Here is a 10,542-nt window from a genome sequence, read left to right on the forward strand (position 1 = left end):
GGCGCTCACAGATCCGTGCGCAGCGTCCATATTTCGGGAAAAAGGACGACCTCCAGCATCTTGCGCAAATACGCCACGCCGGACGTCCCTCCTGTCCCCTTTTTAAAACCGATAACGCGCTCCACCGTGGTGACGTGGCGGAAACGCCACAGGCGGAAGGCGTCCTCCAGGTCGGTCAGTTTCTCGCCCAGCTGGTAGAGATCCCAGTAGCGCTCGGGATCGCGGTAGACCGTCAGCCAGGCGGCCTCCACCTCGGCGCTGGCGTGATAGGGCTGCGTCCAGTCGCGTTCCAGATAGCCGTCCGGGATGGGCAGCCCCTGGCGCCCCAGCAGGCGCAAGGCCTCGTCATAAAGCGAGGGGGCCTCGTAGGCCGCCCGCACTTCGGCCAGCAGATCGGGCCGGTGGGCATGCGGACGCAGCATGGCGGCATTCTTGTTGCCCAGCGTGAACTCGATCTCGCGGTATTGATAGCTCTGGAAACCGCTGGAGCGCGCCAGATGGGGGCGCAGGGCGGAGTACTCGGGCGGCGTCATGGTGGCCAGCACGTCCCAGGCGTGCACCAGCTGCTCCATGATCTTGCTGACGCGGGCCAGCATCTTGAAGGCCGGCGGCAGGTGGTCGCCGCGGATCTGCGCCACCGCGGCGCGCAGCTCATGCAGCATCAGTTTCATCCAGAGTTCGCTGGTCTGGTGCTGGATGATGAACAGCATCTCATTGTGTTCTTGCGACAGCGGGTGCTGGGCGCTCAACAGCGCGTCCAGCTGGAGATAGTCGCCATAGGTCATGTCCGCGCGGAAATCCAGCTGGGCGTTTTCCTGGCGGACAATGTCTTCGGGGTTGCTCATGGGCGAGCCTCATGGTCGGTTCCCGGGCCGGCGGACCGGGAACCTCGTGGTCGTATGGCGCCGCGGCGGGCGGCGCGGTTCAGCCCAGTTCGCGCAAAACGGCGCGCACCGGGCTGGCGTCGGCCTGGACCAGGGCGAGCGGCAGGGCGATCAACTCGTAATCGCCCGGCTCGACCGCATCGAGCACCAGATTCTCCAGGACACGCATGTCGCGGCGCAGGATGGTCTGGTGGCTGTCCAGGGTCTTGCTGCTGGCGGGGTCGATGCTGGGCGTGTCGATGCCGATCAGCTGGACCCCGAGGCCGGCCAGCCACTCGATGGTTTGCGGCGCATAGGCCGAGAAGTCGTCCGTCCACCAGTGCACGGCCGCATGCTGGGCGGTGCGCACCAGCACCCGCGCCGGCATGGCCTCGGCGGCATGGGCCAGGTGCCGCGGCAGGATGAGCGGGCCGCAGCCGATGGCGTGAATGACGCGACAGGGCCCGAGAAACGGCTCCAGCGGCAGGCTGCCGACGGCGGCCGCGCCATCGGCATAGTGCAGGGGCGCATCGGCATGCGCGCCGACATGCGGCGACATGGCGATTTCGCTGACATTGACCGGGCATTGCGGCGAGCGCTCCCACGTCCATTGCTGGCGATAGGGCGTGTCACCCGGGAAAACAGGTGACTGGGCCGAGACCGGCGGTGAAATGTCCCAGATGCGCTTCATGAAAACCTGGCGGAAGAGTCTTGCCAGCTAGTCTAGCGAAGCCTGCGCCGCCAGCCTAGAGCTGGCCGTGTTCGGCCATGGAATAGACCTGGTCGCGGGCCACGATGAGGTGGTCGATGAGCTGGACGTCCACCAGGGCCAGGGCCTGCCCCAGCTGGCGCGTGAACAGGCAATCGGAACTGCTGGGCCGGGCGCTGCCCGAAGGATGGTTGTGGGCCAGGATGATGGCCGCGGCATGGCGGCGCAGGGCTTCCTTGACCACCTCGCGCGGGAAGACCGAGGCGCGCGCCAGCGTGCCCTGGGCCAGTTCGCCGCAAGCCAGCAGCTGCAGCTGCTGGTCCAGGAAGAGCGCGATGCAGTGCTCGATGGGCTGGTGGCTCAGGGCGGTGCGGCAATAGCGCTTGACCTCGTCGGGGTGGTTCATGGTCTGGCGGCCCCGCAGCGACTCCTCGATGGCGCGCCGCGACAGCTCCGGCGCCACCAGCAGCGAGCAGGCCTTGGCCGCGCCCAGCCCGGGCTCGGCGCAGAGTTCCTGGGCGGTGGCGGAGAACACGCCGCGCAGCCCGCCGTAGCGCACCAGCAGCCGCTGGGCCAATTCCAGCGCGTTGCAGCCGCGCCGGCCGGTGCGCAGGGCCAGCGCCAGCAGCTCGGCGTCATTGAGCGGGGGCGCTCCCAGGCGCAGCAGGCGCTCTCGGGGACGCTGGCAGGGAAGCAGGGTGTCGGGCAGGTTCATGCGGGAGGCTCTAAAATGTCGGATTCTCGGTTGCTGAAATGATGGCGCCCCGCCGCGCCCGATTTGCCCACTATGACTGTTTCCATCCATCCGGACTCCTACCTGACCCTGCATTACCGCGTCGTCCTGGCCTCGGGTCCGGCCGAGGGCTCGGTGTTCACCGACACCTTTGACGGCCGCCCGGCCACGCTGCAGATGGGCAGCGGCCAATGGGCGCCCGGCATGGAGGCCGCCCTGCTGGGCCACGGCGAGGACGAGCGCTTCAGCTTCACGCTGGAGCCGGCCGACGCCTACGGCGACCGCAACCCCGAGCTGCTCCAGAAAGTCACGCGCCGCATGCTCGCCGAGCATGCCGGCGCCGATGCCGGTTTCAATCCCGGCGATCTGGTCGAATTCGCCGCGCCCAATGGCGGGCGCTACTCCGGCGTCCTCAAAGAAATCAACGACGACTGGGCGCTGTTCGACTTCAACCATCCGCTGGCCGGCACCCGCCTGCGGATCGATGTCCATATTCTCGGAGTCCTCTGATGAGCGAGCTCGTCAAGCCGGTCACCGCCGCCGATGCCGAAGTCCTGCTGGCCCAGCCGCGCGGCTTCTGTGCCGGCGTGGACCGCGCCATCGAAATCGTCGAGCGGGCGCTCGAACTGCATGGCGCGCCCATCTATGTCCGCCATGAAATCGTCCACAACCGCTATGTGGTCGAGGATCTGCGGGCCAAGGGCGCCGTCTTCATCGACGAACTGGACCAGGCGCCCGAAGGCGCCATCGTGGTGTTCTCGGCCCATGGCGTGTCCAAGGCCGTGCGCGCCGAGGCCGAGGCGCGCGGGCTGCGCGTCTTCGACGCCACCTGCCCGCTGGTCACCAAGGTCCACGTCGAGGTCGCGCGCATGCGCGCCGCCGGCCGCGAGATCATCATGATCGGGCACAAGGGCCATCCCGAGGTCGAGGGCACGCTGGGCCAGGCCCAGGGCGGCATGTATTTGGTCGAGACGGTCGAGGACGTCGAGGCGCTGCGGGTCGCGGATCCCGACAATCTCGCCTACGTCACCCAGACCACGCTGTCGGTCGACGACGCCGCGGCGGTCTCGCGCGCCCTCAAGGCGCGCTTCCCGACCATCGTCGAACCCAAGAAGAGCGATATCTGCTACGCCACGCAGAACCGCCAGGATGCGGTCAAGGTGCTCGCGCCCGAATGCGACCTCGTCCTCGTGGTGGGCAGCCCCAACAGCTCGAATTCCAACCGGCTGCGCGAAGTGGCCGAACGCATCGGCGTGCAGGCGCATCTGGTCGACGGCGCCGCGGCCATCGACCCCGCCTGGCTGGCGGGCCGGCATCGCGTCGGCATCACGGCCGGCGCCTCGGCGCCCGAAGTGCTCGTGCGCCAGGTGATCGACCGGGTCCGCGAGCTGGGCGCCGTATCCGTGCGCACCATGCCCGGCCTCGAAGAAAACGTCGCCTTTCCGCTGCCCAAGGGCTTGTCGCGCAAGGGCGCCCAGGTCGAGAACCTCGACTGACCATTCATAACACACCTCACCAGGCGGCCCGGCCGCCGGCAGGAGACACCATGCAGTTGTTCAGCTACTTCCGCAGCTCGGCCGCCTATCGTGTGCGCATCGCCCTCAACCTCAAGGGCCTGCCCTACGACTACAAGCCCGTGCACCTGCTCAAGGACGGCGGCCAGCAGCTGTCGGAAGGCTATCGCGCCCTGAATCCGGCCGCGCTGGTGCCCACGCTGGTCGACGGCGACCATGTCATCGGGCAATCGCTGGCCATCATCGAATACCTGGACGAAACCCATCCGGCCGCGCCCTTGCTGCCGGCCACGCCGGCCGCGCGCGCCCGCGTGCGGGCCATCGCGCTGAGCATCGCCTGCGACACGCATCCGCTGAACAATCTGCGCGTGCTGAAATACCTCAAGCACGAAGTCAAGGCGGCGGAAGAGGTCAAGAACGCCTGGTATCGCCACTGGGTGGACACCGGCCTGGCCGCCGTGGAATCCATGCTCGCGAATTCTTCCGAGACGGGCCGCTTCTGCCATGGCGATACGCCCACCCTGGCCGATCTTTGCCTCGTGCCGCAGGTCTTCAATGCGCGCCGTTTCGGCTGCGACCTGACCGCCATGCCGACCATCCTGCGCATCGACGAAGCCTGCAATGCCTTGCCGGCCTTCCAGAAGGCCGCGCCGGAAAACCAACCCGACGCCGAATAAACCGGGCTTGGCTTGCGCGGCGGAAAAAATTTCTGCTATTATCGCGGTCTCCTTTCTTTGGCCCCTGATTTTTCAGGGGCAAGATCGAAGGCTCGCAGGTAGTCAGATCGGCGAGGCGCAAGAATATTGCCGGCATAGCTCAGTTGGTAGAGCAGCGCATTCGTAATGCGAAGGTCGTAGGTTCGACTCCTATTGCCGGCACCAGTTGCAAGTCAAAAAGGCCACCCACCGGGTGGCCTTTTTGCTGCCGGCTTGGCCGGTATGGCGTCGAGTTTGCGCGCATCGTTGGGGGCGTGCTGTTGCGTAAAGCGGGCGGCCGAGGCCGACTTGCACGCAAGAAAAAAATACCGCATAATCTCGTTTCTTAGCAGTTCCCCGATAGCTCAGTCGGTAGAGCGACGGACTGTTAATCCGCAGGTCGCTGGTTCGAGCCCAGCTCGGGGAGCCAAAGAATTCAGGGTCATCTACGTAAGTAGATGGCCCTTTTGGTTTTGGGCGGCCCTGTCCTTATCGGTTATCGGCTTATCGGGGCGGGATGGGCCCGCGGTCCAGGCAGAGCGTGAGCAGGATGGCGCAATCGGTGATGGCGCTTAAGCGATGCGGCACGCCCGCGGCCAGAAACACCAGCTCGCCCGGGCTCAGGGCTTGGCTCACGCCATAAGCGTCCAGCATGGCCTGGCCCTCCAGGCACTGCAGGGTGATCGCGCTGGCCGCGACTTCATGGCTGGGCTGGATGTCGCCGGCTTTCAGAATCAATCTAAGCACTTCTATCTGGTCGGAGCGCACCAGGGCCTGCGAGGGCGTGTCGCGCAAGGCGGCGCCCAGGGGCCTGATGTCGATCCGTTCGCCTGGGCGGGCGTGGTGCAAGGACATGGCGCTCTCCCGGTAGGGGTGGGGTGTTTGTAATATTATTCCCGCGCGCGCCAGCCGGCGCGCAAGGCAGGGCGGCGCCGGGCCGCCGAGGACAGGGCAGGGCAGCATGGAAACGGTAAGCGGCAGCCAGCCGGACACCCGTATCGGCGTGACCGTCCTGACGGGTTTTCTGGGCAGCGGCAAGACGACCCTGTTGAATCGCCTGCTGCTCGATCCCGCCTACGCGGACGCCTTGGTCATCGTCAATGAGCTGGGCGAGATCGGCGTCGATCATGTGCTCGTGCGTTCGGTCGATGACCGCATCGTGCTGCTCGAAGGCGGCTGCATCTGCTGCACCGTGGCTGGCGGCCTGGTCGATACCTTGCGCGATATCTTCATGCTGGCGCTGCAGCGGCGCATCAAGCGCTTCAGGCGGGTGCTCATCGAGACCACGGGCATGGCCAGCCCGGCGCCGATACTGTTCACCTTGCGCAACGATCCCTTTCTCGCCGCGCGCTATGTTTATCGCGGCGCGATCGCCGTGGCCGACGCGCAGCATCTGCTGCGGCATCTGGGCAACGAGGCCGGGGGCGGGGCGGCGCAGCAGGAGGCGGCGCAGCAGTTGGCGCTGGCCGATGTGGTCGCCATCAGCAAGGCGGACCTGGTCGGCGAGGCGCAATTGGCGCGTGTGCGCCAGGCCATCGCCGAGGTGCATCCCGGCGTGCGGGTCCTGGCGCTTGAGCCGCGGGGGCCGGTGCCGGCGGCCTTGACCGAAATGTCGCTGCGGACCGAGCGCCGCGAGCCGGCTCCCCTGGGACGCTGGCTGTCGGCCTATGGGGGGCAGGGGCAGTTGGGGCGCCATGCCGGGGTCGGGCATTTTGTGCTCGACATGGTGGCGCCGGTGAGCCGCGGGCAGTTTTTCGCCGGCATGCACGATATCCAGGCGCGCTATGACCAGGGCTTGCTGCGCATCAAGGGCCTGGTCTGTTTCGAGGCGGAGGCCCTGCCCCATGTGGTGCATGGCGTGCACCGCCAGCTCTATCCGCTGGAGCCGCTGGCGCAATGGCCCAGCGACAGCCGGGCCTCGCGGCTGGTCTTCATCCTGCGCGGCTTGGACCCAGGCGCGGTGGGCGCGGTGGCGCGCCAGGCGCTGCGCCAGGTGTAGGCGGCCCGCGCCGCCATTTGATTGCGCGCAGAATCCGTTATAAAACTGTTCTGTCTGATGCGTGGAACGAGACAATCATGGACAGGCTCAAAGCCATGCAGGTGTTTGTCGAGGTCGCGGACCGGGGCAGCCTGTCCGCCGCGGCCACTCATCTCGATATGTCGCGTGCGATGGTGTCGCGCTATCTGGCCGAACTCGAAGAGTGGGTGGGGGTGCGCCTGCTGCATCGCACGACGCGGCGCCTGAGCCTGACCCCGGCCGGGGCCGAGACGCTGCCGCGCTGCCGCCGCATGCTCGACCTGGTGGGCGATATGCGCGACGCGGTGGCCACGCCCGAGGCCGCGCCCAAGGGGCTGTTGCGCGTGAGCGCTTCCCTGTCTTTCGGCAGCAGCCAATTGGTGCCGGTGGTGGCCGACTTCGTCAAGCGCTATCCCGGCACCTCGGTGGACCTGCTGCTGGTGGACCGGCTGGTCAATCTGGTCGAAGAGCGCGTGGATCTGGCGGTGCGCATCACCAATGATGTGGACCCCAATCTCATCGCGCGCCGCTTCGCGGATTGCCGCTCGGTGGTGTGCGCCAGCGATGCCTATCTGTCCGAGCGCGGGATGCCGGCCCGGGCCGAAGATCTGGCCTTGCATAACTGCCTCACGCATTCCTATTACGGGCGCAGCCTGTGGCGTTTCGTGCGCGAGGGCGAGACCGTCGATGTGCCGGTCAGCGGCACGATCACGGCCAACGAGGCGCAGGTCCTCATGGGCGCGGCCTTGCGCGGCGCGGGGATCGCCATGCTGCCCACCTATCTGGCCGGGCCGGAGATCCTGGCCGGCCGGCTGCGGGCCATCCTCGCCGATAGCGAGCCCCAGGTGCTGGGGGTCTATGGGGTCTACGCCTCGCGCCGCCAGATGCCGCTGGTGCTGCGCACCATGCTGGATTTCCTGGTGGAGCGCCTGGGCCAGGCGCCTTGGGATGTGCCCCTGGCTGGGCGAAAATGAAGGGGCTATAATGAAGAAACATCGCCATATAAGCGCGTATCGCCGCAAGCGGCTTGCGGGTGGCGCGCATTCCCGGGTGGATCGGTTTTGATCTTGCGGTTTTGCCGCCCCGGTCCGGCCGTCGTCCCCGGCGGGGTAATGGCGGCGATGTCCTTGAATATCTTGAGTACCGTTCGGCCCTGTGGCGGCGCGCCCGCGGCGCGGCAGCGCGCAGACGCTCGCTGTCCGGGACGGTTCAGGTTTCTTATTCAGTTTTCTTTTGTCTTTGATCCGGCGGGCCGTGCAGGCCGCGCGGCGGGTTGCGGGCCACGCCGCGAGCCGTCAGGACAGGAAGAGGGTAATGATCGTTAAGGCAAGCGCATCGGCATTCGCTGATCGGCTGGCAGATGGCCAGGCGGGCGCGGCTGCGCGCTGCCTGCCGGGCGGCCTTGGTTGCCGTTTTTGCGCCCGCCCGGGCCAGGCAATGAAAAAGGCCCGGCAGATGCCAGGCCTTTTCGAATTTGGTTGCGGGGGCAGGATTTGAACCTACGACCTTCGGGTTATGAGCCCGACGAGCTGCCAGACTGCTCCACCCCGCGTCTGAGAAGAAGAACTTTACTCTGAAATCAATCCCGGCGCAAGTTGGCCGACTTTTATTATTAGGTATCGATGAACGATAGCGAGGCAATTCTCGTGCTGGAAACGGCGCTGCTATGTGCCGCCCAGCCTATGCAATTGGCCGAGATGCACCGGCTTTTTGGCGATGACCCCGAGCTGACCAACGGTACGTTGCGGACCTGGCTCGAGACCTTGCAGCAGCAGTGGGACGGGCGCGGCATGGAATTGGCGCATCTGGCCGGCGGCTGGCGTTTCCAGAGCCGCCCGGCCATGCAGCGCTATCTCGAGCGCCTGAATCCCGAGCGGCCGCCCAAGTATTCCCGCGCGGTGCTCGAGACCTTGGCCATCGTGGCCTGGCGCCAGCCGGTGACCCGGGGCGATATCGAGGATATCCGCGGGGTGACGGTGTCGTCGCAGATCGTCAAGACGCTGGAAGACCGCGGCTGGATCGAGGTCATCGGCCATCGTGACGCCCCTGGCCGTCCCGCGCTGTTCGGCACCACGCGGCAATTCCTGGACGACCTGGGCCTGCGGGCGCTGGACGAGCTGCCGCCGCTGGAGTCCTCCCAGGCCGCCGCCGCGCTGGCCGGGCTGGACCTGGGCGGCACCGAGATCCAGCTGGAGGAAATCGCCGCGGCGGCTGGCGAGGCCCTGCCGGCGGAGGGCGAGCCGGGCGCCGACACAGCGGACGCTGACGCGCCGGCCCAGGATGGCGTAGAATCTCGCATCGCTTCCGAGTCTGCGGCCGAGTCCGCCGCGCCGGATGCGTCTTTGCCGGAGCCGGCGGATACCTCCGCCGATCCGGATGACGGGCGCCCCGCGACACCTGAGGTGCCCGTGCCGGAACCCGACCGGATTCAGCCTCCCGCCGAACCCGACGAGACGGTCCCGCCGTCGACTCCCGAAGTGGAGCCGGTTCAGCCCGAACCCGAAATCGTGCCGCCGCCGCAACCCGCCACCCCCGAGGTGCCGGAAGTGCCGCAGCGTCCCCAAGACCAAGACAACAATGGGCTTGCGCCAGGCAAGTCCGAGCCAGTTTGAAATCCGGAGCTGTCCCAGTGACAACCAATACAACGACAACGATGCAGGACGACAATTCCACCGTTGATCAGGCGCCTTCGGCCGACCAGGCCGCCGGCGCCTCCCCCGAAGGCGAGGGCGGCGGCCGCAGCCGCGGCCGCAAGCTGCGCACGCCGTTTCGCCGCCGCCGCGCCGACGCCGCGGGCGAAGAAGCCAAGGATGCCGGCGAAGCCGCCGATGAGGCGGCCGCCGAGGCCGTCCGTCCGAGCGACAATGCCCGCCAGGCGGAACGCGAGGCCGATGAGGCCCTGTCCTATCTGGACAAGGCGGCGCGCAGCGAACAGCGCCTGGGCAAGTACCTGAACAGCGAAGCCATCATGCCCAAGCTGCACAAGGTGCTGGCCGACGCGGGCATCGGTTCGCGGCGCGAGATGGAAGAGCTCATCGTGGCGGGCCGTGTGTCCGTCAACGGCGAGCCGGCCCATATCGGGCAGCGCGTGGCGCCCAATGACCAGGTCCGCGTCAATGGCAAGCCCATCGCGCGCCCCAACGCCAAGAAGCCGCCGCGCGTGATCCTGTATCACAAGCCGGCCGGCGAAATCGTCAGCCATGATGATCCCGGCGGCCGCGCCAGCGTGTTCGCCCGCCTGCCCAAGCTGCGCACCGGCAAATGGCTGTCGGTGGGCCGCCTGGACCTGAATACCGAGGGCCTGCTGATTTTCACGACCTCGGGCGATATGGCCAACCGCATCATGCACCCCCGCTACGGCACCGAGCGCGAATACGCCGTGCGCGTGCTGGGCGAGATGGACGAGGCGCAGCGCAAGTCGCTGGTCGAGGGCATCGACCTGGATGATGGCAAGGCCGCTTTCGGTTCCTTCGATTATCTCGGGGGCGATGGCAGCAACCGCTGGTACCGCGTCACGCTGCAAGAAGGCCGCAACCGCGAAGTGCGCCGCATGTTCGAGGCCGTGGGCGTCACGGTCAGCCGGCTGATCCGCACCCGGTTCGGTGATCTGGTGCTGCCCCGTTCGCTGCGCCGCGGCCGCTGGGAAGAGCTCGATGCCTCGCTGGTGTCCGCGCTGATGGTGCAGCTGGGCCTGTTGCGCGACGGCGACGACGAGGCGGGCGGACGCCGCGGCAAATCGCGTCAGCCGCAATCGCATGACAGCGCGCTGCCGCCGGGTTTCGGCACGATGGAGCGCAACGGCATGAACGGCGCGCGCATCGGCCGCCGGGGCAAGCTGCAAGGCGGCCGTGCCGGCGCCTCGGCGCCGTGTCCTTCCGATCCCTTTGGCACCGGCCTGATGTTCACGGGCGGCTATGCCAACGGGCACCCGCTGGGCAATGACGGCGGCGGCAAGGCCAAGCCGGCCGGCAAGGGGCGCGGCCGCAAGCCGGCCTCGCCGGCGGGCGGCGG

Annotated in this window: 11 protein-coding genes and 3 tRNA genes; 9 read left to right on the forward strand and 5 right to left on the reverse strand. The window is 67.5% G+C overall.

Annotation, left to right across the window (positions count from 1 at the left end):
- Positions 1-5: 5 nt before the first annotated feature.
- The 3 genes from kynA to radC form a co-directional block, all read right to left on the reverse strand.
- Entirely contained in the window at positions 6-845 is an 840-nt protein-coding gene (kynA, locus tag L540_RS20200; protein WP_043214575.1) for a tryptophan 2,3-dioxygenase, read from the reverse strand.
- A 79-nt stretch (positions 846-924) separates the two neighbouring features.
- Complete coding sequence (kynB, locus tag L540_RS20205) at positions 925-1,554, reverse strand: arylformamidase (protein WP_043214577.1); 630 nt, start codon at positions 1,552-1,554, stop codon at positions 925-927.
- A gap of 55 nt (positions 1,555-1,609) precedes the next feature.
- Positions 1,610-2,287 (reverse strand): RadC family protein, encoded by a 678-nt coding sequence (gene radC, locus L540_RS20210; protein WP_043214579.1) that lies wholly within the window; start codon positions 2,285-2,287, stop codon positions 1,610-1,612.
- Between the two features lie 72 nt (positions 2,288-2,359).
- On the opposite strand from radC, the gene L540_RS20215 reads away from it, so the two are divergent.
- The 5 genes from L540_RS20215 (at position 2,360) to L540_RS20235 (ending at position 4,944) form a co-directional block, all read left to right on the forward strand.
- Positions 2,360-2,815, forward strand: coding sequence for an FKBP-type peptidyl-prolyl cis-trans isomerase (locus tag L540_RS20215; protein WP_043214581.1), 456 nt, complete (start codon positions 2,360-2,362; stop codon positions 2,813-2,815).
- Positions 2,815-3,801, forward strand: coding sequence for a 4-hydroxy-3-methylbut-2-enyl diphosphate reductase (gene ispH, locus L540_RS20220; protein ID WP_043214583.1), 987 nt, complete (start codon positions 2,815-2,817; stop codon positions 3,799-3,801). The genes L540_RS20215 and ispH overlap by 1 nt, the downstream gene beginning before the upstream one ends.
- Positions 3,802-3,851: 50 nt before the next feature.
- A complete protein-coding gene (gene maiA / locus L540_RS20225) occupies positions 3,852-4,496 on the forward strand; it encodes a maleylacetoacetate isomerase (RefSeq protein WP_043214585.1) in 645 nt (214 codons plus the stop codon).
- 128 nt (positions 4,497-4,624) lie between these two features.
- Positions 4,625-4,700, forward strand: a tRNA-Thr gene (locus L540_RS20230).
- A gap of 168 nt (positions 4,701-4,868) precedes the next feature.
- A tRNA-Asn gene (locus L540_RS20235) sits at positions 4,869-4,944 on the forward strand.
- Between the two features lie 74 nt (positions 4,945-5,018).
- On the opposite strand, the gene L540_RS20240 is transcribed toward L540_RS20235, so the two are convergent.
- Positions 5,019-5,369 (reverse strand): cupin domain-containing protein, encoded by a 351-nt coding sequence (locus L540_RS20240; RefSeq protein WP_043214587.1) that lies wholly within the window; start codon positions 5,367-5,369, stop codon positions 5,019-5,021.
- 106 nt (positions 5,370-5,475) lie between these two features.
- On the opposite strand from L540_RS20240, the gene L540_RS20245 reads away from it, so the two are divergent.
- Both L540_RS20245 and L540_RS20250 read left to right on the forward strand, forming a co-directional pair.
- Positions 5,476-6,513 (forward strand): CobW family GTP-binding protein, encoded by a 1,038-nt coding sequence (locus L540_RS20245; RefSeq protein ID WP_043214590.1) that lies wholly within the window; start codon positions 5,476-5,478, stop codon positions 6,511-6,513.
- Between the two features lie 77 nt (positions 6,514-6,590).
- Positions 6,591-7,505 (forward strand): LysR family transcriptional regulator, encoded by a 915-nt coding sequence (locus L540_RS20250; RefSeq protein WP_109842581.1) that lies wholly within the window; start codon positions 6,591-6,593, stop codon positions 7,503-7,505.
- 501 nt (positions 7,506-8,006) lie between these two features.
- On the opposite strand, the gene L540_RS20255 is transcribed toward L540_RS20250, so the two are convergent.
- A tRNA-Met gene (locus L540_RS20255) sits at positions 8,007-8,083 on the reverse strand.
- A 70-nt stretch (positions 8,084-8,153) separates the two neighbouring features.
- Here L540_RS20255 and scpB point away from each other — a divergent pair.
- Together scpB and rluB are read left to right on the forward strand one after the other, a co-directional pair.
- Entirely contained in the window at positions 8,154-9,143 is a 990-nt protein-coding gene (gene scpB, locus L540_RS20260; protein WP_043214593.1) for an SMC-Scp complex subunit ScpB, read from the forward strand.
- 41 nt (positions 9,144-9,184) lie between these two features.
- Positions 9,185-10,542, forward strand: a 1,358-nt coding sequence (gene rluB / locus L540_RS20265; protein WP_048026713.1) for a 23S rRNA pseudouridine(2605) synthase RluB, incomplete at its 3' end; no start/stop codon positions are given.

Source organism: Bordetella pseudohinzii, from assembly GCF_000657795.2.
In the GTDB taxonomy this organism is placed as follows: domain Bacteria; phylum Pseudomonadota; class Gammaproteobacteria; order Burkholderiales; family Burkholderiaceae_B; genus Bordetella; species Bordetella pseudohinzii.

Coding starts and splice junctions, on each gene's coding strand:
- kynA (WP_043214575.1), bottom strand. CDS start 845: ATGAGCAACCCCGAAGACATTGTCCGCCAGGAAAACGCCCAGCTGGAT.
- kynB (WP_043214577.1), bottom strand. CDS start 1,554: ATGAAGCGCATCTGGGACATTTCACCGCCGGTCTCGGCCCAGTCACCT.
- radC (WP_043214579.1), bottom strand. CDS start 2,287: ATGAACCTGCCCGACACCCTGCTTCCCTGCCAGCGTCCCCGAGAGCGC.
- L540_RS20215 (WP_043214581.1), top strand. CDS start 2,360: ATGACTGTTTCCATCCATCCGGACTCCTACCTGACCCTGCATTACCGC.
- ispH (WP_043214583.1), top strand. CDS start 2,815: ATGAGCGAGCTCGTCAAGCCGGTCACCGCCGCCGATGCCGAAGTCCTG.
- maiA (WP_043214585.1), top strand. CDS start 3,852: ATGCAGTTGTTCAGCTACTTCCGCAGCTCGGCCGCCTATCGTGTGCGC.
- L540_RS20240 (WP_043214587.1), bottom strand. CDS start 5,369: ATGTCCTTGCACCACGCCCGCCCAGGCGAACGGATCGACATCAGGCCC.
- L540_RS20245 (WP_043214590.1), top strand. CDS start 5,476: ATGGAAACGGTAAGCGGCAGCCAGCCGGACACCCGTATCGGCGTGACC.
- L540_RS20250 (WP_109842581.1), top strand. CDS start 6,591: ATGGACAGGCTCAAAGCCATGCAGGTGTTTGTCGAGGTCGCGGACCGG.
- scpB (WP_043214593.1), top strand. CDS start 8,154: ATGAACGATAGCGAGGCAATTCTCGTGCTGGAAACGGCGCTGCTATGT.